Annotated in this window: 19 protein-coding genes; 13 read left to right on the forward strand and 6 right to left on the reverse strand. The window is 70.7% G+C overall.

The window, feature by feature from the left end; translation table 11 throughout:
* The first annotated feature begins 35 nt into the window (after nt 1-35).
* The 4 genes from BJY17_RS06875 to BJY17_RS06890 all read left to right on the forward strand — a co-directional run bounded on the left by BJY17_RS06875 (nt 36) and on the right by BJY17_RS06890 (nt 4,063).
* Entirely contained in the window at nt 36-1,478 is a 1,443-nt protein-coding gene (locus BJY17_RS06875; protein ID WP_179550704.1) for an XRE family transcriptional regulator, read from the forward strand.
* Between the two features lie 217 nt (nt 1,479-1,695).
* A complete protein-coding gene (locus BJY17_RS06880) occupies nt 1,696-2,037 on the forward strand; it encodes a PadR family transcriptional regulator (protein ID WP_179550705.1) in 342 nt (113 codons plus the stop codon).
* Complete coding sequence (locus BJY17_RS06885; RefSeq protein ID WP_179550706.1) at nt 2,034-3,041, forward strand: permease prefix domain 1-containing protein; 1,008 nt, start codon at nt 2,034-2,036, stop codon at nt 3,039-3,041. Before BJY17_RS06880 ends, BJY17_RS06885 begins: the two co-directional genes overlap by 4 nt.
* Nucleotides 3,038-4,063, forward strand: a complete 1,026-nt coding sequence (locus tag BJY17_RS06890) for a hypothetical protein (protein ID WP_179550707.1) — start codon at nt 3,038-3,040, stop codon at nt 4,061-4,063. Before BJY17_RS06885 ends, BJY17_RS06890 begins: the two co-directional genes overlap by 4 nt.
* Nucleotides 4,064-4,142: 79 nt before the next feature.
* Here BJY17_RS06890 and BJY17_RS06895 read toward each other — a convergent pair whose 3' ends face one another.
* The 3 genes from BJY17_RS06895 to BJY17_RS06905 all read right to left on the reverse strand — a co-directional run bounded on the left by BJY17_RS06895 (nt 4,143) and on the right by BJY17_RS06905 (nt 7,703).
* Nucleotides 4,143-4,934: an SDR family NAD(P)-dependent oxidoreductase gene (locus tag BJY17_RS06895; RefSeq protein WP_179550708.1), complete on the reverse strand. Its 792-nt coding sequence runs from the start codon at nt 4,932-4,934 to the stop codon at nt 4,143-4,145.
* Nucleotides 4,935-4,985: 51 nt separating this feature from the next.
* Nucleotides 4,986-6,161 (reverse strand): thiolase family protein, encoded by a 1,176-nt coding sequence (locus BJY17_RS06900; protein WP_179550709.1) that lies wholly within the window; start codon nt 6,159-6,161, stop codon nt 4,986-4,988.
* Between the two features lie 111 nt (nt 6,162-6,272).
* Entirely contained in the window at nt 6,273-7,703 is a 1,431-nt protein-coding gene (locus BJY17_RS06905) for a glyceraldehyde-3-phosphate dehydrogenase (RefSeq protein ID WP_246303901.1), read from the reverse strand.
* Between the two features lie 279 nt (nt 7,704-7,982).
* On the opposite strand from BJY17_RS06905, the gene BJY17_RS06910 reads away from it, so the two are divergent.
* Nucleotides 7,983-9,059, forward strand: a complete 1,077-nt coding sequence (locus tag BJY17_RS06910; protein WP_179550711.1) for a VanZ family protein — start codon at nt 7,983-7,985, stop codon at nt 9,057-9,059.
* Here the strand turns inward: BJY17_RS06910 and BJY17_RS06915 are convergent.
* A complete protein-coding gene (locus tag BJY17_RS06915) occupies nt 9,043-9,339 on the reverse strand; it encodes a hypothetical protein (RefSeq protein WP_179550712.1) in 297 nt (98 codons plus the stop codon). The two genes, BJY17_RS06910 and BJY17_RS06915, sit on opposite strands and share 17 nt — an antisense overlap.
* Before the next feature lie 127 nt (nt 9,340-9,466).
* On the opposite strand from BJY17_RS06915, the gene BJY17_RS06920 reads away from it, so the two are divergent.
* Complete coding sequence (locus BJY17_RS06920; RefSeq protein WP_179550713.1) at nt 9,467-9,631, forward strand: hypothetical protein; 165 nt, start codon at nt 9,467-9,469, stop codon at nt 9,629-9,631.
* 168 nt (nt 9,632-9,799) lie between these two features.
* Nucleotides 9,800-11,455 (forward strand): thiamine pyrophosphate-binding protein, encoded by a 1,656-nt coding sequence (locus BJY17_RS06925; RefSeq protein ID WP_179550714.1) that lies wholly within the window; start codon nt 9,800-9,802, stop codon nt 11,453-11,455.
* A gap of 104 nt (nt 11,456-11,559) precedes the next feature.
* Here BJY17_RS06925 and BJY17_RS06930 read toward each other — a convergent pair whose 3' ends face one another.
* Nucleotides 11,560-12,954, reverse strand: coding sequence for an MFS transporter (locus BJY17_RS06930; RefSeq protein ID WP_179550715.1), 1,395 nt, complete (start codon nt 12,952-12,954; stop codon nt 11,560-11,562).
* 177 nt (nt 12,955-13,131) lie between these two features.
* Here BJY17_RS06930 and hpaH point away from each other — a divergent pair, with 177 nt between their 5' ends.
* From hpaH to hpaD, 6 genes are all read left to right on the forward strand, one after another.
* Entirely contained in the window at nt 13,132-13,917 is a 786-nt protein-coding gene (gene hpaH / locus BJY17_RS06935) for a 2-oxo-hept-4-ene-1,7-dioate hydratase (protein WP_179550716.1), read from the forward strand.
* Nucleotides 13,902-14,708: an aldolase/citrate lyase family protein gene (locus BJY17_RS06940; RefSeq protein ID WP_456057511.1), complete on the forward strand. Its 807-nt coding sequence runs from the start codon at nt 13,902-13,904 to the stop codon at nt 14,706-14,708. The genes hpaH and BJY17_RS06940 overlap by 16 nt, the downstream gene beginning before the upstream one ends.
* A gap of 75 nt (nt 14,709-14,783) precedes the next feature.
* Complete coding sequence (locus BJY17_RS06945; protein ID WP_179550717.1) at nt 14,784-16,298, forward strand: fumarylacetoacetate hydrolase family protein; 1,515 nt, start codon at nt 14,784-14,786, stop codon at nt 16,296-16,298.
* Nucleotides 16,295-16,984, forward strand: a complete 690-nt coding sequence (locus tag BJY17_RS06950) for a GntR family transcriptional regulator (protein WP_179550718.1) — start codon at nt 16,295-16,297, stop codon at nt 16,982-16,984. The genes BJY17_RS06945 and BJY17_RS06950 overlap by 4 nt, the downstream gene beginning before the upstream one ends.
* 53 nt (nt 16,985-17,037) lie before the next feature.
* Nucleotides 17,038-18,534 (forward strand): 5-carboxymethyl-2-hydroxymuconate semialdehyde dehydrogenase, encoded by a 1,497-nt coding sequence (gene hpaE, locus BJY17_RS06955; RefSeq protein ID WP_179550719.1) that lies wholly within the window; start codon nt 17,038-17,040, stop codon nt 18,532-18,534.
* A gap of 46 nt (nt 18,535-18,580) precedes the next feature.
* Nucleotides 18,581-19,723: a 3,4-dihydroxyphenylacetate 2,3-dioxygenase gene (hpaD, locus tag BJY17_RS06960; protein ID WP_179550720.1), complete on the forward strand. Its 1,143-nt coding sequence runs from the start codon at nt 18,581-18,583 to the stop codon at nt 19,721-19,723.
* Nucleotides 19,724-19,839: 116 nt separating this feature from the next.
* Here hpaD and BJY17_RS06965 read toward each other — a convergent pair whose 3' ends face one another.
* Nucleotides 19,840-21,585: a glycoside hydrolase family 36 protein gene (locus BJY17_RS06965; protein ID WP_179550721.1), complete on the reverse strand. Its 1,746-nt coding sequence runs from the start codon at nt 21,583-21,585 to the stop codon at nt 19,840-19,842.
* Between the last annotated feature and the right edge of the window lie 7 nt (nt 21,586-21,592).

Below are 21,592 nucleotides of genomic sequence, written 5' to 3' on the forward strand. Positions count from 1 at the left end.
GTTAAGAATGTGCGATCTTTCGCTATCCTTAAGGCATGAAGGCAGGCTCCCCCGATCTCGCGACCCTCGGCCAGCGCATCCGCCACTTCCGCGGCGAGCGGGGGCTGACCCTCGACCAACTCGGCGAGGCGGTCGGCATGGCCGGCAGCCAGCTCTCCCTCATCGAGAACGGCAAGCGCGAGCCGAAGCTCTCGCTGCTCGACTCGCTCGCGGCATCGCTCGACGTCGAGCTGGCCGACCTCCTCTCGCGCGAGGCACCGAGCCGTCGCGCCGAGCTCGAGCTCGAGCTCGGGCGCGCCCAGTCGAGCCCGCTGTACGCGAGCCTCGGGTTGCCCGCGATCCGGCCGGGTCGCGGCATCACCGACGAATCGCTCGAGGCGATCGTCGGCCTGCACCAGGAGTTGCAGCGGCGGGCGAGCGAGGCCATCGCCACCCCCGAAGAAGCCCGGCGCGCCAACACCGAACTGCGCGAGCGCATGCGCGAGCGCGACAACTACTTCCCCGACATCGAGCAGCTCGCCGAAGACCAGGTGCGCTCCTCGGGTCACCGCTCGGGCGCGCTCACGCACCGCGAGGTGAGCGTCATGGCCGAGAAGCTCGGATTCCAGCTCATCTACGTCGAAGACCTGCCCGACTCGACGCGGTCGATCACCGACATCACGAACGGCCGCATCTACCTGCCGCCGGCCTCGATTCCCGGCGGCCACGGCCTCCGGTCGATGGCGCTGCAGGCGATGGCGCACCGGCTGCTCGGACACGAGCGCCCCGCGAGCTACGCGGAGTTCCTCTGGCAGCGGCTCGAGATCAACTACTTCGCCGCTGCGTGCCTGATGCCGCGCGAGGCATCCGTCTCGTTCCTGCAGGCCGCGAAGAAGGAGAAGCGGCTCGCCATCGAGGACTTCCGCGACGCGTTCGGCGTCACGCACGAGGCCGCGGCGCTGCGCTTCACGAACCTCGCGACGAGCCACCTCGACATGACGCTGCACTTCCTCCGTGTCGCGGGCGACGGCGCACTCCTGAAGGGCTACGAGAACGACGGCCTGCCGCTGCCCACCGATGTCACGGGCTCGATCGAGGGCCAGTGGGTGTGCAAGAAGTGGAGCGCCCGCACCGCGTTCGGCCACACCAACCGCACGACCGAGAACTACCAGTACACCGACACTCCGGCCGGCACCTTCTGGTGCGCGACGCAGACGGGGCGCACGGATGCCGCGGAGTTCTCGATCTCGGTCGGCGTGCCGTTCAACCAGGCCAAGTGGTTCCGCGGGCGCGAGACGACGCAGCGCGCCGTGTCGACCTGCCCCGACGAGTCGTGCTGCCGCCGCGCCCCGTCGGAGCTCGCCGAGCGCTGGGCCGGACGGGCGTGGCCGAGCGCCCGGCTGCACGCGCACGTGCTCTCACCCCTGCCGTCGGGCACCTTCCCGGGCGTCGACGACTCCGCGGTCTACCGGTTCCTCGAGGCCCACGCCGAGCAGTAGTCCGCGGGTCTGCCCTCTCCTGCATCTTGCACCGAGCCGTCTCACCGGCCGATCACAACTGCGGATATACGATCCGGCGCGCCGACAATCGGTGAGAAGCCACGGCGTGGCGGATCGTATATCCGCAGGAGTGACGCGAGATGGCGTGAGTCGAAGTAAGCGCTGCACTATGAAGTTTCTGTTGCATTAGTGTGTGACGCACAGTATCGTGTGACGCATGAACCACGATGAGACGACCGCCGGGCACCTGCAGGAGCTCCGCCGAGGCACCGTCGTGCTCGCCTGCCTGGTGCGGCTGCGCACACCCGACTACGGCTACGCGCTGCTCGAGTCGCTGAATGGCCTCGGCATCCTCGTCGACGCGAACACCCTGTACCCCCTGCTGCGGCGCCTCGAGAAGCAGGGCCTGCTCACGAGCGAGTGGAACACCGACGAGGCCCGGCCTCGCAAGTTCTATCTCACGAGCCCCACCGGCGAACTGCTCGCCGACGCACTCATGACCGATTGGCGACGCATCGACGACGCGCTCGCCGGACTCACCACCGGAGACGAATCATGACCAGCTTGACCGACCGCTACGTGTGGGCCGCCGCCCGCACCCTGCCCGAGACGCAGCGCGCCGAGTTCGACCGCGAACTGCGCGAGCGCATCGGCGACGCGACCGACGCACTCGTCGAGACGGGCAGCTCCCCCGCCGACGCCGAGCGCGCCGCGCTCACCGAACTCGGCGACCCCGCGGCCCTCGCCGCGCACTACATCGATCGACCGCTGCAGCTCATCGGGCCGAAGTACTACCTCGTGTGGTGGCGCCTGCTGAAGCTGCTCTCCTCGATCGTGCTGCCGATCGGCGCTGCGGGCGTGCTGCTCGGGCAGTTGCTCTCGGGCGCCGACATCGGCGAGGCGATCGGCGCGACCGTCGCCACGGCGATCTCCATCGCGGTGCACCTCGGGTTCTGGACGACGCTCGTCTTCGCGGTCCTCGAGCGCACCCCGGCCGAAGCCGGCCGGCGGGGCGTCGATGCGGCGTGGACACTCGACATGCTGCCCGCGCTCCCCGAGCCCGCGAAGACGTCGCGTCTCGGCGAGCTCATCGGTTCGCTCGTCTTCCTCGGCATATTCGCCGGGGCGATCGTGTGGCAGCAGTTCGGCGTCGTCTTCCACGACGGCGTGCGCGAGCCGATCCCCCTGCTCGAACCCGCACTGTGGTCGTTCTGGCTGCCGTACTTCCTCGTGCTGATCGCCCTCGAGATCCTCTTCGCGATCGCTCTCTACTCATGGGGGTGGAACTGGTGGCTCGCGGGCGCGAACCTCGTGCTGAACGTCGCGTTCACGGTGCCGGCGCTGTGGCTGTTCCTGACCGGGCAGCTCATCACCGACGAGGCGCTCGAGGCGATGCAGTGGCCGTGGGGCAACTCCGGGCCCGTCATCGTCGCGATCATCGTGGTGGTCGTGATCGGGGTCGCGACCTGGGACGTCATCGACGGCGGCATCAAGGCCTACCGTGCCGGCCGAGCGGTGCCCTCAGCGGCGGCGGGCACGGCGACTTCTGGGGCGAAGGCATGAGCGAGAACGCGATGAACCCCACGACCGAGCTCACCGACCGCTACGTGATCGCGGCCTCCCGCAGCCTGCCCCGCCGGCAGGGGCGCGAGTTCGCCCGCGAACTCGAGGAGCGCATCCGCGACGACATCGACGCCCGCGTCGGCTCGGGCTCGTCGATGCCCGACGCGGCCGAGTTCGACGCGCTGGCCGCCCTCGGCGACCCGGCCCGGCTCGCAGCCCGCTACGCGGATCGTCCGCCGATGCTGATCGGCCCGCGGTGGTACGCAACGTGGAAGCGCGTGCTCATCATCACGGAGTGGAGCGCCGTGCCCGCGGTCACCGGCGCCTACCTGCTCGCCCAGTTCATCACGGGCGAGGTCGGCGCCGGCACCTTCGGCACGACGTGGTTCGTGCTGCTGACCACCGCCGTCTACATCGCCTGCTTCACGACCGTGGTGTTCGCGGCGATCGACCGTGCGCCCGCGCGTGGCGAGGCAGACGTGGTCGTCTGGTCGCCGAGGGATCTGCCCGCCGCCGGGGCGAGCCCAGCCGATCGGCGCATCGGCCTGATCACCACGCTGTTCTGGCTCGCCGTCATCGTCGGACTCGTGCTCTGGCAGCAGTTCGGGCCGAGCCGTTGGGGCCACCTCGATGGCATGCTGCCCGTGTTCGATCCGGCGCTCTGGTCGTTCTGGCTGCCGTACTTCCTCGTGCTCGTGGGCCTCGAGGCGGTCATGGCCGTGTGGATCTTCCGTTCCGGCTGGACATGGCCCGGCGCGGCCGCGAACATCGTGCTCGATCTCGCCTGGGCGGTGCCGTCGATCTGGCTGATCGTCACCGGAGCGCTGTTCGCACCCGGATTCGTCGAGCTGTTCGAGGCGAACCTCGATGCCGATGCTCAGCAGGTGCTGCCGATCCTGCTGGTTGCGGGCATCGTCGCCGGCGCCCTCGCCGACGCGATCCTCGGCGTCGTCCATGCGATGCGCAGAAGCCGTCGCGATGCGCTCGGCCTCGTCGGCACGGCGGCGCCCGCGCAGCCCTGATCGGCGGCCGGCCGGGGCCGTCGGCGTGGTCGAGGTCGTCGGCGGTCGTCGGCACCGGCCGCCGGCGACCGACGCCTGCCTACTTCGGCTGCATGCGGATCGCGCCGTCGAGGCGGATCGTCTCGCCGTTCAGCAGCGGGTTCTCGACGATGTGCCGCACGAGTGCCGCGTACTCGGCGGGCGTGCCCATGCGCGACGGGTGCGGGATCTGCTCCTCGAGCGAGGCCTGCACCTCGGGCGGCATGCCCGCCATCATCGGGGTCTGCATGATGCCGGGCGCGATCGTGACGACCCGCACGAGCAGCTTCGAGAGGTCGCGGGCGAGCGGCAGCGTCATCGCGGCCACGCCGCCCTTCGAGGCCGAGTAGGCCGCCTGCCCGATCTGCCCGTCGAACGCCGCGACCGAGGCGGTGTTCACGATGACGCCGCGCTCGGCGGTCTCGGGCACGCCCGGAAGCGACTGGGCCGTGATCGGGTCGTTCGCCGCCATCGCCGCGGCCGCGAGCCGGGCGACGTTGAACGTGCCGATGAGGTTGATGCGGATGGTGCGCTCGAACGCGTCGAGCGCCAGCGGGCCTTCACGGCCGACCGTGCGCCCGGCGGTCGCGATGCCGGCGCAGCTCACCGCGACTCGAAGTGGCGCACGCTCCTGCACGAGGTCGATCGCGGCCTGCACGGATGCCTCGTCGGTGACATCCGCCGGCGCGAAGCGCACGTTGTCGCCGAGCTCGCTCGCGGTCTGCTCGCCGGGTGAGCCCGGGAGGTCGAGGATGACGACCTCGGCGCCCGCGGCGGCGAGCACGGCGGCCGTGCCGCGCCCGAGCCCGGAGGCGCCGCCCGTGACGATCGCGCCTGATCCGTTCAACTGCATGTGGTGCGTCCCTTCGGGAATGGGTGGGTCGGGTCGGAATCGCCCCGAGCGTCAGATGCGTTCGATGATCGTGGCGTTGGCCATGCCGCCGCCCTCGCACATCGTCTGCAGGCCGTAGCGGCCGCCGGTGGCCTCGAGCTGGTTCACGAGCGTCGTGAGCAGTCGCGTGCCCGAGGAGCCGAGCGCGTGCCCGAGGGCGATGGCGCCGCCGCGGGGGTTCAGCTTCGCGGCATCCGCCCCGGTCTCGGCGAGCCAGGCGAGGGGCACCGACGCGAACGCCTCGTTGACCTCGTAGGCGTCGATGTCGCCGTGGGTCAGCCCGGCGCGCTCGAGCACCTTCTCGGTCGCCGGGATCACGCCGGTGAGCATGTAGAGCGGGTCGCTGCCCACGACCGAGAACGCGCGGAACCGCGCCCGCGGCGTGAGGCCGAGCTGCTCGGCGCGCTCGGCGCTCATGATGAGGGCGGCGGAGGCGCCGTCGGTCAGCGGCGAGGAGTTGCCGGGCGTGATGCGCCAGTCGAGCTCGGGGAAGCGTTCGGCGAGGTCGTCGGTGCGGAATGCCGCGTTCAGGCCGCCGAGCGACTCGGCCGAGGTGCCGGGTCGCACGGTCTCGTCGGTCAGCGAGTCGACGCCGGGCACGGGCACGACCTCGCTCGCGAAGGCACCCGCCTCCTGTGCTGCTGCGGCCAGCTCGTGCGATCGTGCCGCGAACGCGTCGAGTTCGGCGCGGTCGAAGCCCCACTTGGCGGCGATGAGTTCGGCGGAGACGCCCTGGTTCACGAGGCCGTCGGGGTAACGCGTGCGGATGCGCGAACCGTAGGGGTCGGCGCCCGCGGCGCTCGAGCCGAGCCGCACCCGGCTCATCGACTCGACGCCGCACGCGATGACGATGTCGGCCTGCCCGGCGAGCACCGCCTGCGCCGCGAACGTCGCCGCCTGCTGGCTCGAGCCGCACTGCCGGTCGATCGTGGTGCCGGGCACGTGCTCGGGGAAGCCCGCCGCGAGCACCGCGTTGCGCGTGATGTTGTAGCTCTGCTCACCGATCTGGCTGACGCAGCCGCCGATCACGTCGTCGATGAGCGCCGGGTCGAGGTCGTTGCGGTTGACGAGCGTGTCGAGCACTCCGGCGAGGAGGTCGACGGGGTGGATTCCCGACAGGAGTCCACCGGGCTTGCCGCGCCCAACGGGTGTGCGGACGACGTCGACGATCACGGCTTCTCTGCTCATGCAGACAGCCTACGACGGCCTGAGAAGCCCGAATGCCCCGGGCGCGCTCGCGCACCGGGGCATCCGTCACCGCGACTCGGACGATGCCGAGATCGCGGATCGAATCGCGGATCAGACCGTCGCGACGACCTCGCGCTCGAGGGCGACCGGCTGGCGCTCGGGCAGCACGACGGGGTGCGTGCCGGCCATCGCCTCGATGACGCGCACGACCTGGCAGGAGTAGCCGTACTCGTTGTCGTACCAGACGTAGACGATCGCGTCGGTGCCGTCGGCGATCGTCGCGAGCCCGTCGACGATGCCGGCGCGGTTGGAGCCGACGAAGTCGGTCGAGACCACCTCGGGCGACTCGATGTAGTCGACCTGCTGGCGCAGCGGAGAGGTGAGCGAGACCTGACGCAGGTAGCGGTTCAGCGAGGTCTTCTCGGCGGGCTGCTCGAGCTGCAGGTTCAGGATCGCGAGCGACACATTGGGCGTCGGCACGCGGATAGCGCTGCCGGTGAGCTTGCCGGCGAACGACGGCAGGGCCTTCGCGACGGCCTTCGCGGCGCCGGTCTCGGTGATGACCATGTTGAGCGCCGCCGAGCGCCCGCGCCGGTCGCCCGAGTGGAAGTTGTCGATGAGGTTCTGGTCGTTCGTGAACGAGTGCACGGTCTCGACGTGGCCGCGCACGACGCCGTAGGCGTCTTCGATCGCCTTCAGCACGGGGGTGATCGCGTTCGTGGTGCACGAGGCGGCCGAGAGGATCGCGTCGGCGTCGGTGATGTCGTCGTGGTTGATGCCGTGCACGATGTTCTTGATCGCGCCCTTGCCGGGGGCGGTGAGCAGCACCCGGGCGACGCCCTTCGACTGCAGGTGCTGCGAGAGCCCCGCCTCGTCGCGCCAGCGGCCGGTGTTGTCGACGACGATCGCGTCGTCGATGCCGTAGGCGGTGTAGTCGATCGATGCGGGGTCGTTCGAGTAGATCACCTGGATGAGCGTGCCGTTGGCGAGGATCGTGTTCGCCTCCTCATCGACCTCGATCGTGCCGGCGAACGGGCCGTGCACCGAGTCGCGGCGCAGCAGGCTCGCGCGCTTGACGAGGTCGTTGTCCGAGCCCTTGCGCACGACGATCGCGCGGAGGCGCAGGCCCTTGCCGTTGCCGGCGTGCGCGATGAGGATGCGGGCGAGGAGGCGCCCGATGCGGCCGAAGCCGTAGAGCACGACATCGGTGCCGGATGCCTCGGGCTCGCCCTCGGCCGCGATGACGGGCGTGAGCTCGTCGCGCACGAAGTCGGCGAGCTCGCGGGCGTCGCCCTCGCCGACGGCGTCGGCGTAGCGGGCGACGAGGCGGGCGACGTCGATCGAAGCCGGGCCGGGAGCGATCTCGCGCAGCACCTCGAGCACGCGCATCGTGTCGCCGAGGTCGAGCTCGACGTCACCGGCCTGACGGGCGAAGCGGTGCGCCTTCAGCAGCGCGACGGCGGAGCGATTGATGAGTCGCCGGCCGTGGATGGAGGTCACCACCCCGTGGTCTCGGTAGAGGCTGCCGATGAGCGGGATCATCCGCTCGGCGAGCTCCTCTTTGGCGATCCATTCCGTGCGGCGTGCATCGAACTCGTGGCTCACGATCTTCCTTCTCGGTCGAACGTGCGGAGGGCGTCGTCGACCAGTGTCCTCGCGGGCGAGCCTGCCGGTGGGCAGCATCGGCCGCATTCTCTTCCGGGGATGGGTCGATTCTACGGATGTCTCGCTGCGGACGCCCTGTACACGGAGTCGAGTGCGGCCCCGACGACCCGACGCCGCGGCTCCGGTTCCTGTCGGATGCGTTCGTAGACTCTCGGAGTGGATCGCATCATGCCGGGGGTCATCGCCGTCCTGTTCGGCTCGATGGCACTCATCGTCGTCTTCGTGCCGCTCGTCGCGCTCAGCTACCGTCGCCGGGGCGGATTCTCCGCCCTGCGGATGATCGGGTGGGTCGCGCTGCTCTTCTACGTGATGGGACTCTGGGCGTACACGCTGCTGCCGTTGCCCGACGGCGACGACTTCCGCTGCGTCGGCGTGGTGCTGAATCCGCTCGAGGACGTCGTCGACATCGCCCGCCTGCAGGCCGACCACGGCGGCTCGCTGCTCGCGAACGCGGCCGTGCAGCAGCTCGCACTCAACGTGCTGCTCTTCCTGCCGCTCGGCTTCTTCGTGCGGGCCCTGTTCGACCGCGGCATCGCCGTCGCCATCGGCGCCGGAGCGCTCGTGTCCCTCGCGATCGAGCTCACCCAGTTGACCGGGGTCTGGGGCGTCTTCCACTGCGCGTACCGCGTGTTCGACACGGGCGACCTGCTGTCGAACACTGTGGGCGCGGCGCTGGGCTCGCTCGCGGCGCTCCTGGTGGTGCGCCGCGGTCGCGGCGGAGATCGACCGGGCACGGGCGCCGGCACCGTCACCGCCGGCCGGCGCCTGCTCGCGATGCTCGTCGACCTCGCGAGCGTGTGGCTCACCGCAGCGGGCCTCTCGGTCGCCGTGAACACCGCGATCCTCGTGCTGGCCGGTCGCGAGAGCCTGCTCGAGTGGTCCGCTGCGGTCGCGGCGTCGGCGACCATCGTGGCGATCGGCGCCCAAGCCGCCTCGGTGCTCACCGGCGGAGTGACCCTCGGTGAGCGGGCCGTGTTGATCGACGCCCGCGAGCACCGCACACCGCGATGGCTCTGGCGCGTCGTGCGCCTCCTCGCGGGCATCGGCGGCTACAGCCTGCTTCTGCTCATCGACCCCGTCGGCGGGCCGGCAGCGGCGGTGCTCGCCGTTGCGAGCCTCGTCGCAGCATTCACCTCGCGCGGGCATCGCGGCCTGGGGCAGGCCGCGGCCGGCATGGACTCGTTCGGCCGGGTGGCCGGGCGCGAGCCCGAAGACCTCAGTACGTCTCGATGAAGGAGAGTCGCATCGATGCGACGCGGTCGGGCAGCCCCTCGAAGACCGCCGCGCGCTCGGGCGAGACCTTGTACGCGGCATCCACTCGCTCGAATTCGGCGAGGTCGCCCGGCACGCTCACGGCCCACGTGAACTCGTTCGTCTCGGGTGAGCCGTAAGCGAACTCGATGGCGAACCCCATCGCGGGGCGGAGCACGGGCATGGTCTCCCGCCACCACGCGACGAACTCCTCGTAGAGTCCGTCGACGATCACGTACTGGCGCAGCTGGGTGGTCTTCACCCGACCATCATGCCGTGCGCGGCACGGTCGGTCGCGCCGGGATGCTGTCGGCGATCTCCCAGCCGAGCGCCTGAAAGAATACCCCCAGGGTATTTACCCGCCTCCCTGAGAGAACGGAACCGACGGAATGTGCCGAGCAGCGACCTGCAAGAAGTGCGGCAAGACCACGTGGGCCGGCTGCGGCCAGCACGTCGACTCGGTGATGCGCGGCATTCCGCGGGGCGACCGGTGCACCGGCCACGAGAACGACCCGGCCGAGCCCGGCTTCTTCGCCCGGCTCTTCGGCCGCTGAGCTCCGAGACCGACCGCACCGCGCCATTGCGCTAGGCTGCTCATCGTCCAGGCGCCCAGCTGCGCCGGTGCTCGAAAAATGGGCACGAAGCCGAATCGCGGGTTCCCCCGCCGCCGCGCGAGACACATACGGAATCCTCATCCGTCATCGTCTCGAATGGACACCGCCATGCCTTCGGTCTCCGCGCACGTCGCGCACGCCCTCTCCGCTCACATCGACCACGTCTTCGGCGTCATGGGGAACGGCAACGCCTACTTCCTCGACGCGATCGAACGCACCGCGGATGCCTCGTTCACCGCCGTCCGCCACGAGGCGGGGGGCGTCGTGGCCGCAGATGCGCACTATCGCGCCTCGAACCGCATCGCCGCGGCGACCTCGACGTACGGCGCCGGGTTCACGAACACCCTCACCTCGCTCGCCGAGGCGGCGCAGGCCCGGGTCCCCCTCGTGCTCGTGGTCGGCGACGAGCCGACCTCGGGCCGGCGCCCGTGGGACGTCGACCAGATCGCCCTCGCCTCGGCGGTCGGTGCCCGCACCTACACGGTCGGTCGCACCGACGCGCAGGCGACGACGATCATCGCGATCGAGCATGCGCTGGCGTACCGGGTGCCGGTCGTGCTCGCGATCCCGTACGACGTCGCCGCCGTCGAAGCCGGCCCGCTGCACGAGACGACGAGCCCGCGACTTCCGGCACCGCTCGCGCCGTCCGGGGAGTTCGCGCACCGCCAGATCGCCGACATCGCACGTGCACTGTCGGGCGCGAGCCGGCCCTTCCTGCTCGCGGGGCGCGGCGCCTGGCTCGCCGGGGCCGGCGAGGTGCTCGGCGAGCTCGCCGCCGCCACCGGCGCGGTGACCGCCTCGACCGCGCTCGGCCGCGGCGTGTTCCCCGACGCCCGCCACGACCTCGGCGTCTCGGGCGGGTTCGGCGCCGACGGCGCGATGGAGCTCGTGCGCGAGGCCGACGTGGCCGTCGTGTTCGGCGCGTCGCTGAACCAGTTCACGATGCGCTTCGGCGAGCTGTTCGCGCCCGGCACCCGCGTGTTCCAGATCGACGTCGCCGCCTCCGCGACGCACCCGAACGTGGGCGGCTTCGTGCGCGGCGACGCGGCACTCGTGGCTCGTGCGATCGTCGACGAGCTCGAGGTGATCGGCGCGGAGTCCTCCGGCTGGCGCGATTCGATCGACGCACCGACCCTGCGGGCGTACGCGCCGGGCGACGAGCTCGCCGCCGACGGTCGACTCGACCCGCGCAGCACCGCACGCCGCATCGCCGAGCTGATGCCCGAGGATCGGGTCGTCGTCTCCGACGGCGGGCACTTCATCGGATGGGCGAACATGTACTGGCCGGTCGCTTCGCCCGACCGCATGATGATGGTCGGCACCGCGTTCCAGTCGATCGGGCAGGGGTTCCCGAGCGTCGCAGGGGCTGCAGCGGCCAGGCCCGAGGCAACGGTCGTGCTCACCACCGGAGACGGCGGCGGGCTCATGGCGATCGCCGACCTCGAGACGGCGGTGCGCACCGCCGGAGGTCGCGGCATCGCGGTCGTCTGGAACGACGCCGCGTACGGCGCCGAGGTGAACCTCTACGGTCTCAAGGGCCTCGCCGAGGCCCCGATGCTGATCCCCGAGGTCGACTTCGCGGCTGCGGCGGCCGCATTCGGCGCCGAGGGCGTCGTCGTGCGCGGCCTCTCCGACCTCGACCGGCTCGCCGCCTGGGCGGCGACGCCCGCGGCCGAGCGCCGCTTCCTGCTGCTCGACTGCCGCATCTCGGGCGCCGTCGTCGCGCCCTACCAGGAGGAGATCGTGCGCGTGAACTCGCGCTGACGCTCGGCTCAGGCCCGCGACCCACGGGAACCGGGACGACGCCACGAACGACGGATGCCCCGGCGGGAAGGTTCCCGCCGGGGCATCCGTGTCTCGATTGCCGGTTACTTCACGCCGTAGATGGCGCTCGCCGACTGCTCCGCCTCGTGGTCGGGGCCGAGCGGGATGCCGGTGCGGTCCTTCAGCAGCAGGGTCGCGATGAAGGCGACGACCATGATGCCCGCGATGTAGAACGCGACGGACGTCGCGGAGCCGGTGGCCTGCACGAGCGCCGCCGAGATCATCGGGGCGAAGGCGCCGCCGAGGATCGCGCCGAGGGCGTAGGTGATGGAGACGCCCGAGTAGCGGATCGACGCAGGGAACAGCTCGGTGAAGTACGCGGCCTGCTGCCCGTACGTGAAGCCGTTGCCGATCGTGAAGAGCGCGAGGCCGGCGAAGAGCAGCCAGACGTTGCCGGTGTTCACGAGCGGGAACAGCAGGAACACCGTCGAGAGGAAGGCGATCCAGCCGATGATGTAGGTGTTGCGGCGGCCGATCCGGTCGGAGACCGAGCCGGCGATCCACGTGACGATCATCCAGACGACGGCCGACCCCGCGACCGCGAGCAGCACCGGGGTGCGCTCCATGCCGACGAGGCCGCCGTCGGCGACCGGCGTGGTGGCGTAGTTCTGGATGTAGCCGCCGGTGGTCATGTATCCCGCGGCGTTGTTGCCGGCGAAGGTCAGCGCGGCGAGGATCACGAGCAGCCAGTGGCGCTTGAAGAGCTGGGCGATGGGAGTCTTCGTCTGCTCCTTGCGGGCGGCGATCTCGGTGAAGACCGGGCTCTCGTCGACCGACCGGCGCACGATCATGCCGACGATGATGAGCACGAAGCTCAGCAGGAACGGGATGCGCCAGCCCCACTCGAGGAACGCGTCGCCGGGCGAGATGACACCCGTCATGAGCGCGAGCACGCCCGAGGCGAGCAGCAGGCCGATCGGCACGCCGATCTGCGGGAATGCGCCGTAGCGTCCCCGCTTGCCGTCGGGCGCGTGCTCGACCGCCATGAGCACGGCGCCGCCCCACTCGCCGCCCGTCGAGAGGCCCTGCAGGATGCGCAGGAGCACGAGGAGGATCGGCGCGAGGATGCCGACCTGCTCGTAGGTGGGCAGCACGCCGATGAGGGTCGTCGCCGCACCCATGAGCACGAGCGTCACGACGAGCATCGCCTTGCGGCCGATCTTGTCGCCGAAGTGACCGGCGAGGAACGCGCCGAGCGGCCGGAAGAGGAAGCTCACACCGATGGTCGCGAACGACAGGATCGTCGCGAACTCGGGGCCGGCGGGCGCGAAGAAGAGCACCTGGAAGACGAGACCGGCGGCGCTCGCGTACAGGAAGAAGTCGTACCACTCGATGGTGGTGCCGATCACGGTGGCGAATGCGACGCGGCGGAGTTCGCGACGCCTCGCGTCGGTCTGGGCGGGTGATTGGGCGGGGGCGGGGGCGGATGTCGTGGTCATGCGGGGGCGACTCCTCTGTCGTGTCCGCGGTCAGGGGCAGCTCGTCGTCGAGCCCGAGACGAGCTATCCGAGCATGATATACGATTTGGAATACGAATATGACTCGACGATGCCCCCGACGCGGACCGTCGTATACGATCACCTCGGAACCCCCTCGACGACGAAGTGGAGCACATGTTGCTGGACCAGACCCGGATCGACGCGATCGCCGACGAACTCGTCGCGGCGCACCACGACCGAAGCACCGTGCCGTTGCTCACCGCCAGGAACCCGGGGATGACCGTCGACGACGCCTACGCCGTGCAGAGCGTCTGGGCGAAGCGGCGCCAGGCCGACGGCGCGCGTCTCGTCGGTCGTAAGATCGGCCTCACCTCGAAGGTCATGCAGGTCGCCACCGGCATCACCGAGCCCGACTACGGGGTCATCTTCGACGACATGGTCGTCGAGTCCGGGGCATCCGTCGAGTTCGACCGATTCTCGAACGTGCGCATCGAGGTCGAGCTCGCCTTCGTGCTCGCAAAGCCCCTGCAGGGCCCGGATGTCACGATCTTCGACGTGCTCGACGCCACCGCCTACGTCGTGCCGGCACTCGAGATCCTGAACTCGCACATCGAGATGCAGGGGCGCACGATCGTCGACACCATCTCGGACAACGCCGCGATGGGCGCCATGGTCGTCGGCGGCCGGCCCGTCAAGGTCGACGACGTCGACCTCCGCTGGATCTCGGCACTGCTCTACCGCAACCAGACGATCGAGGAGTCGGGCGTCGCCGCAGCCGTGCTCGGCCACCCCGCCATGGGCGTCGCCTGGCTCGCGAACAAGCTCGCCCAGCACGACCAGTCGCTCGAGGCGGGCGAGATCATCCTCGCCGGATCGTTCACCCGGCCCATGTGGGTCGAGCGCGGCGACACCGTGCATGCCGACTACGGACAGCTGGGAGCAGTCACGTGCCGATTCGAATGAACCTTCCCGAGACCCTCACGGCCCGCGTCGCGGCATCCGATCGCCCGCTCGTGGGCATGTGGGTGTGCTCCGGCAGCCCGATCATGGCCGAGATCGCCGCAGGCAGCGGCCTCGACTGGGTGCTCATCGACGCCGAGCACTCCCCCAACGGGCTCGAGTCGATCCTCGCGCAGCTCTACGCCGTGTCGGCCTACCCGGTCGCGCCGGTCGTGCGCCCGCCGATCGGCGACACGGTGCTGATCAAGCAGTACCTCGACCTCGGCGTGCAGAACCTGCTCGTGCCGATGGTCGACTCGGCCGCACAGGCCGCCGAGCTCGCGCGGGCGGTGCGCTACCCCTCCGACGGCGTGCGCGGCGTCGGCGCCGCCCTCGCCCGCTCGTCGCGCTGGAACCGGGTCGACCGGTACCTGCACGACGCCGCGTCGACGATCAGCCTCACCGTGCAGATCGAGTCGGCGACCGCCGTCGGGGTCGTCGAGGAGATCGCCGCGGTCGACGGCGTCGACGCCCTGTTCATCGGCCCCGCCGACCTCGCGGCCTCGATGGGTTTGATCGGCCAGCAGTCGCACCCCGATGTCGTCGAAGGCGTGCTGCGGTCGATCCGCGCGGGAATCGCGGCGGGCAAGCCCGTCGGCGTCAACGCGTTCGTACCCGCGGATGCGGAGCGCTATCTCGCCGCAGGTGCGTCGTTCGTCTCCGTCGGTGCGGATGTCGCGATCGTCGCGCGCGCCTCGGAGGCGCTCGCCGACCGCTTCATCCCGGCGGATGGTTCGTCTCGCGCGAGCTACTGACGAGCCGGCACGAGCAGCGCTCGACAGCCTGCGCCAGATCGTATATCATTTCAGATATCTAGAGACGAGGACAGAATGACCTCCGGAATCGCCACCCCCGGCAAGATCATCGCCGTGCACCTCAACTACCCCTCGCGGGCGGCGCAGCGCGGCCGCACGCCCGCCCAGCCGAGCTACTTCCTGAAGCCTGCCTCCTCACTCGCCCCCACCGGCGCGACGCTCGAACGCCCGGCGGGCACCGAACTGCTCGCCTTCGAGGGCGAGATCGCGATCGTCATCGGCGAGCCCGCCCGTCGCGTCTCCCCCGCCGACGGCTGGAAGCACGTGGCATCCGTCACCGCGGCGAACGACTTCGGCCTGTACGACCTGCGCGCCGCCGACAAGGGATCCAACGTGCGCTCGAAGGGCGGCGACGGCTTCACTCCGCTCGGCCCGGCCGCGATCCCCGCAGCGGGCATCGGCGAGGGCGACTGGCGCGTGCGCACGTGGGTCAACGGGCGGCTCGTGCAGGAGGACACCTCCGACACCCTGCTCTTCCCCTTCGGCCGGCTCGTCGCCGACCTCTCGCAGCTCATGACCCTCGAGACCGGTGACGTGATCCTCACCGGCACGCCCGCCGGGTCCTCGGTCGTGCTGCCCGGCGACGTCGTCGAGGTCGAGGTCGACGCACCTGGCACCCCCGGTGCACCGACGACCGGGCGACTCGTCACGACCATCACGCAGGGCGCCGCCGAGTTCGGCGACTACGGCACGAAGCCCGCCACCGACGACCTCCAGCGCGTCGAGGCCTGGGGCAGCGACGACGAGCTCGCCGCGGCGGTCGCCGCCGGACGCGCCTCGGCACCGACCACGACCAGCACAGCGGATGCCGCAGCTCCCGCTGCTCCCGCCTTCGAGCTCACCGACGAGCTGCGGGCCGACTTCGGCCGCGTCGCGGTCGCGACCCTCTCGGTGGCGCTCCGCAAGCGCGGCTACCACGACATCTTCATCGAGGGCGTCGCCGCCAACCACCCCGGCGACCGCATCGTCGGCCGTGCGAAGACGCTCCGATTCATCCCGTTCCGCCCCGACCTCTTCCAGAGCCATGGGGGCGGCTTCAACGCGCAGAAGCTCGCCTTCGACACCGTGGCGCCCGGCGAAGTGCTCGTGGTCGAGGCCCGCGGCGAGCGCGGCACCGGCACCGTCGGCGACGTGCTGGCCCTCCGCGCCCAGGTGCGGGGCGCCGCCGGCATCGTCACCGACGGCGGCGTCCGCGACTTCGACGCCGTCGCCGGGTTCGAGATCCCCGTGTTCTCGCAGGGCGCGCACCCGTCGGTGCTCGGCCGGCGCCACGTGCCGTGGGAGGTCGACGTCACGATCGCGTGCGGCGGCGCAGCCGTGCAGCCCGGCGACGTCATCGTGGGCGATGGCGACGGCGTCATCGTGATCCCGCCGCAGCTCGTCGAAGAGGTGCTCGCCGAGGCGCTCGAACAGGAGCGTCAGGAGGCGTACGTCGCCGAGCAGGTCGCGGCCGGGGCATCCGTCGACGGGCTCTTCCCCATGAATGCCGAGTGGCTCGCCCGCTATCGCGCCGCGGAGGAGGCGCGATGAGCCCCCAGACGCAGACCGACCGCTCGACCGAGAGCAAGTCGCAGCAGGCGTACCGCTTCATCCGCACGCGCATCGACGACGGCCGCTACGTGCCCGGCTACCGGCTCGTGCTCGGCGCCATCGCGCGCGAGCTCGACGTCTCGGTCGTGCCCGTGCGCGAGGCGATCCGCCTGCTCGAGGCCGAGGGGCTCGTGACCTTCGAGCGCAATGTCGGCGCCCAGGTCGCGCTCATCAAGGAGACCGAGTACCTGCACACGATGGAGACGCTCGCGCTCGTCGAGGGCGCGGCCACGGCGCTCTCGGCGCCGTTCATCTCGGCCGACCACATCGCGCGAGCACGCGAGATCAACGAGCGGATGCGTCGCACCCTCGACGACTTCGAACCGACGCGCTTCACCGAGCTGAACCTCGAGTTCCACGCCGTGCTCTTCGAGGAGTGCCCGAACCCGCACATCCTCGACCTCGTGCACCGCGGCTGGAACCGCATGACGGTGCTGCGCGACTCCTCGTTCAGCTTCGTGCCCGGCCGCGCGCACGAGTCGGTCGAGGAGCACGAGCGCATCCTCGCGCTCATCGAACAGGGCGCCGACGCCCTCGAGATCGAGCTCGCCGCGCGGCGCCACCGCACCGCGACACTCGACGCCGTGCTGGCCGCCCAGTCGCGGCATCCGCTGCCCGCGCCCTGATCGCGCCCACTGCTCTCCGCTCTCCCTTCCCGACGATCCGAAAGCCGCCCGACATGACGCACTACATCCCCGAAGACCTGCCCGACCGCATCCGCCACTTCATCGACGGCGAGTTCGTCGACTCCGTCGGCGGCGAGACGTTCGACGTGCTCGACCCCGTGTCGAACGAGACCTACGTGCAGGCCGCCGCCGGCCAGCAGGCCGACATCGACCTCGCCGTCGCCGCGGCGAAGCGCGCGTTCGACGATGGCCCCTGGCCCCGCATGCTCCCCCGCCAGCGCTCGCGCGTGCTGCACCGCATCGCCGACCTCATCGAGGCCCGCGACGCCCGCCTCGCCGAACTCGAGACCTTCGACACCGGCCTGCCGATCACCCAGGCGCTCGGCCAGGCGCAGCGCGCCGCCGAGAACTTCCGGTTCTTCGCCGACCTGATCGTCGCCCAGCGCGACGACACCTACAAGGTGCCCGGTCGCCAGGTGAACTACGTGAACCGCAAGCCGATCGGCGTCGCCGGGCTCATCACGCCGTGGAACACCCCGTTCATGCTCGAGTCGTGGAAACTCGCCCCCGCGCTCGCGACCGGCAACACCGTGGTCCTGAAGCCCGCCGAGTTCACGCCGCTGTCGGCGTCGCTCTGGGCCGAGATCTTCCGCGAGGCGGGCGTGCCCGACGGTGTCTTCAACCTCGTCAACGGCCTCGGCGAGGAAGCCGGCGACGCGCTCGTCAAGCACCCAGACGTGCCCCTCATCTCGTTCACCGGCGAGAGCCGCACCGGCCAGATCATCTTCGGCAACGCGGCCCCGTTCCTGAAGGGCCTCTCGATGGAGCTCGGCGGCAAGTCGCCCGCCGTCGTCTTCGCCGACGCCGACATCGAGTCCGCGCTCGACGCGACCGTCTTCGGCGTCTTCTCGCTGAACGGCGAGCGCTGCACCGCCGGCTCCCGCGTGCTCGTCGAGCGCCCGATCTACGAGGACTTCGTCGCCCGCTACGCCGCCCGCGCGAAGAACATCGTCGTCGGCGACCCGCACGACCCGAAGACCGAGGTCGGGGCGCTCGTGCACCCCGAGCACTACGAGAAGGTCATGTCGTACGTCGAGATCGGCAAGGGCGAGGGCCGCCTCGTCGCCGGCGGCGGTCGCCCCGAGGGCCTCGAGACCGGCAACTACGTGGCCCCCACGGTGTTCGCGGATGTCTCGCCCGACGCCCGCATCTTCCAGGAGGAGATCTTCGGACCCGTCGTCGCGATCACCCCGTTCGACACCGACGAGGAGGCGCTCGAGCTCGCGAACAACACGCGCTACGGGCTCGCCGCCTACATCTGGACGAACAACCTGAAGCGCGCCCACAACTTCGCCCAGTCGGTCGAGGCCGGCATGGTGTGGCTGAACTCGAACAACGTGCGCGACCTCCGCACCCCCTTCGGCGGTGTCAAGGCCTCGGGCCTCGGGCACGAGGGCGGCTACCGCTCGATCGACTTCTACACCGACCAGCAGGCCGTGCACATCACGCTCAACGAGGCGCACTCGCCGCGCTTCGGCACCTCCAAGTAGCGGCACCGGCCCCGCGACATCCGCTCAGAGAAGAGAAGGCACCATCATGACCGAACCCGTCATCACCCCCGATTCGCCCGAACCCGTCGTGACGGCCGCCGACCCGGTGCCCGTGCCGGTGAACCGCATCCCGACGCCGAAGGCGCCCGCGCCCGACATCCTGCGCTGCGCGTACATGGAGCTCGTCGTCACCGACCTCGAAGCCAGCCGCAAGTTCTACGTCGACGTGCTCGACCTCATCGTGACCGAGGAGGACGAGAACACCGTCTACCTCCGGTCGTTCGAGGAGTTCATCCACCACAACCTGGTGCTCCGCAAGGGCCCCGTCGCCGCCGTCGCCGCGTTCAGCTACCGCGTGCGCAGCCCCGAAGACCTCGACAAGGCCGTCGCCTTCTACGAGGAGCTCGGCTGCCGCGTCGAGCGTCGCGCCGAAGGATGGACGAAGGGCATCGGCGACTCCGTGCGCGTCGAGGACCCGCTGGGCTTCCCGTACGAGTTCTTCTACGACGTCGAGCACGTCGAGCGGCTCGCCTGGCGCTACGACCTGTACACGCCAGGTGCGCTCGTGCGTCTCGACCACTTCAACCAGGTCACGCCCGACGTGCCCCGCGCCGTCGCCTACATGGAGGACCTCGGCTTCCGCGTCACGGAGGACATCCAGGACGAGGCCGGCACCACCTACGCGGCCTGGATGCGTCGCAAGCCCACCGTGCACGACACCGCCATGACCGGTGGCGACGGCCCGCGCATGCACCACGTCGCGTTCGCCACGCACGAGAAGCACAACATCATCGCGATCTGCGACAAACTCGGTGCCCTCCGCCGCTCCGACGCCATCGAGCGCGGCCCGGGCCGTCATGGTGTCTCGAACGCGTTCTACCTGTACCTGCGCGACCCCGACGGCCACCGCGTCGAGATCTACACGCAGGACTACTACACGGGCGACCCCGACAACCCCGTCGTCACGTGGGACGTGCACGACAACCAGCGCCGCGACTGGTGGGGCAACCCCGTCGTGCCGAGCTGGTACACGGATGCCTCGCTCGTGCTCGACCTCGACGGCAACCCGAAGGCCGTGGTCGCCCGCACCGACTCCTCCGAGATGGAGGTCACGATCGGCGCCGACGGCTTCTCGTACACCCGCAAGGGCGACGAGGAGCAGGGCTTCAAGCTCGGCAACACGCTGTAGGAGCCCGCAAACGCGACGACGCCGCCCGGCGCCCGGGATCTCCGGGTGCCGGGCGGCGTTCGCGTGTCCAGGGCGTGCGGCGTGCGCCGCCCGGACCCGCATGCCCGGAATCGACCTCAGTCGATCGCGAGCTCCGCGATCGACCACGGCGGCACCGGCAGGAATCCGTGCGCCGTCAGGTCGACGGAGATCGACGCCGCGCCGAGCGCCTCGCCCGTGAGGACCGTGAGCCCCGCCGTCACCGGCGCCGACGCGCTGCTCCGGTAGGCGAGCTGCCCTGCCCCCGACGCGTTCAGCACGACGAGTCGGCGCACCCCCTCGAGCGCGAGGTCGACGACGCTGGCCCCGTAGGCCGCGACGAAGAGCGTGTCGCCGAGCCGGGCGGCCGCCGTCGGATACCCGTCGATCGGCAGGCCGGCGGTGATCTCGCCGTCGAGCAGCACGTCGCGCAGCTCGCGCCACACCCGGAGCACCGCGGCGACCTCGGCACGGTGCGACGCCGGGAGCGACGCCAGCGGCATCGAGATCTGGGGCACGCCGAAGAACGCGCCGAACAGCTGCCGCACCGCGGCATCGGGCGACGCCGTCGGATCCCACATGATGGGGTCGGCGTGCACGATCTGCCCGTTCGCGAGCAGGCGCAGGTCGAGGATCGACCGGCGGTTCTGGACCGCGTCGGCCGGGCAGTCGTCGGCACGCACGACATCGGCGTACGACGCGACAGCCGGTGACACGTACGGCTGGCGGAACTCGATCAGGGCACCCGGACGCTCGAGATCGACGACGTCGGCGACGCCGCGGAGCAGCACCGTCATCGCCTCGCCCACGTCGGCGAGGTCGCCGGTCGACGGCTCGCCCGCGTAGACCATGGCGTTGTTCAGGAAATCGATCTTGAGCCCGTCGAGGTCGTAGTCGCGCACGAGCCGCGCGCACGTCTCGACGAGGTGCGCTCGCACCTCGGGGTGCCTCGGGTCGAGCACCCACGCTCGAAGGCCGTCGGAGTAGTGCCTGGCGAAACCGCGCAGGCGCGCGAACGCCTCGCTCTGCTCGCCGAGCAGGAGCGGCGCGATCCAGAGCACGACGTCGAGTCCGCGCGCGTGGAGCCGACCCGAGAATGCGGCGAGGTCGGGGAACTTCGCCTCGTCCGGCACCCAGTCGCCGCAACCCGCGTACCACCGGCCGTCGCCGAAGCGCTGCCAGCCGTCGTCGATGAAGACCGAGCGGCAACCGAGTTCCGCTGCGACCGCGACGTCGGCCTCGATCACCTGCTCGGAGATGCGCTGCGAGTGGGCGTACCAGGTCGAGTACACCGGCTCTCGCGATGCCGTCGACGGCGGCCGGACCGGCAGATCGGCGCGCACCGCCTCCGAGACCGCGCGCACCGCACGCGCATACGGCATCGCCTCGCCCACGACCACGAGGTCGAGTCCGGACTCGAGTTCGGCCAGGCGCCCCTCGATCGGCAGGCGCACGACGAAGGTCTTCTCCTCCTCCGAGACGCCGAACTGCAGCTCGCCCTCGTGCACGAGGCAGTCGAAGCCGAAGGCGAGCCTGCTGCTGCCGTCGGCATCGTAGAGCGCTCCGATCGGGGCGGACCGCACCGCGCTGAAGGCGTCGCGCCCAGCCCAGTCGGCCGGGAGGCCGCGGCCGCCCGAGAGCCCCGGGTTCCAGTACCCGGCGGCATCGCCGAGCGGCAGCTCGAGCACGACCTGACCCTCGCCCTGCATCGCGAGGCGGATCCTCACGAGTCCGCCGTCCTCACCCTGCCCGGACACCCGCACCGCGCCCCCGGTGCCGAGGCGGATGCCCCTGGGGAGCTCGGTCCACTCGATGAGCGAGAGGTGGTGGTCTTCAAGTAGCACGTGCAGA

Origin of the sequence: Agromyces hippuratus, from assembly GCF_013410355.1 — a bacterium.
In the GTDB taxonomy this organism is placed as follows: Bacteria; Actinomycetota; Actinomycetes; order Actinomycetales; family Microbacteriaceae; genus Agromyces; species Agromyces hippuratus.

Coding starts and splice junctions, on each gene's coding strand:
- BJY17_RS06905 (WP_246303901.1), bottom strand. CDS start 7,703: ATGATCCCGCTCATCGGCAGCCTCTACCGAGACCACGGGGTGGTGACC.
- BJY17_RS06895 (WP_179550708.1), bottom strand. CDS start 4,934: ATGCAGTTGAACGGATCAGGCGCGATCGTCACGGGCGGCGCCTCCGGG.
- BJY17_RS06885 (WP_179550706.1), top strand. CDS start 2,034: ATGACCAGCTTGACCGACCGCTACGTGTGGGCCGCCGCCCGCACCCTG.
- BJY17_RS06920 (WP_179550713.1), top strand. CDS start 9,467: ATGTGCCGAGCAGCGACCTGCAAGAAGTGCGGCAAGACCACGTGGGCC.
- hpaE (WP_179550719.1), top strand. CDS start 17,038: ATGACGCACTACATCCCCGAAGACCTGCCCGACCGCATCCGCCACTTC.
- BJY17_RS06925 (WP_179550714.1), top strand. CDS start 9,800: ATGCCTTCGGTCTCCGCGCACGTCGCGCACGCCCTCTCCGCTCACATC.
- BJY17_RS06930 (WP_179550715.1), bottom strand. CDS start 12,954: ATGACCACGACATCCGCCCCCGCCCCCGCCCAATCACCCGCCCAGACC.
- hpaD (WP_179550720.1), top strand. CDS start 18,581: ATGACCGAACCCGTCATCACCCCCGATTCGCCCGAACCCGTCGTGACG.
- BJY17_RS06945 (WP_179550717.1), top strand. CDS start 14,784: ATGACCTCCGGAATCGCCACCCCCGGCAAGATCATCGCCGTGCACCTC.
- BJY17_RS06890 (WP_179550707.1), top strand. CDS start 3,038: ATGAGCGAGAACGCGATGAACCCCACGACCGAGCTCACCGACCGCTAC.
- BJY17_RS06900 (WP_179550709.1), bottom strand. CDS start 6,161: ATGAGCAGAGAAGCCGTGATCGTCGACGTCGTCCGCACACCCGTTGGG.
- BJY17_RS06875 (WP_179550704.1), top strand. CDS start 36: ATGAAGGCAGGCTCCCCCGATCTCGCGACCCTCGGCCAGCGCATCCGC.
- BJY17_RS06950 (WP_179550718.1), top strand. CDS start 16,295: ATGAGCCCCCAGACGCAGACCGACCGCTCGACCGAGAGCAAGTCGCAG.
- BJY17_RS06880 (WP_179550705.1), top strand. CDS start 1,696: ATGAACCACGATGAGACGACCGCCGGGCACCTGCAGGAGCTCCGCCGA.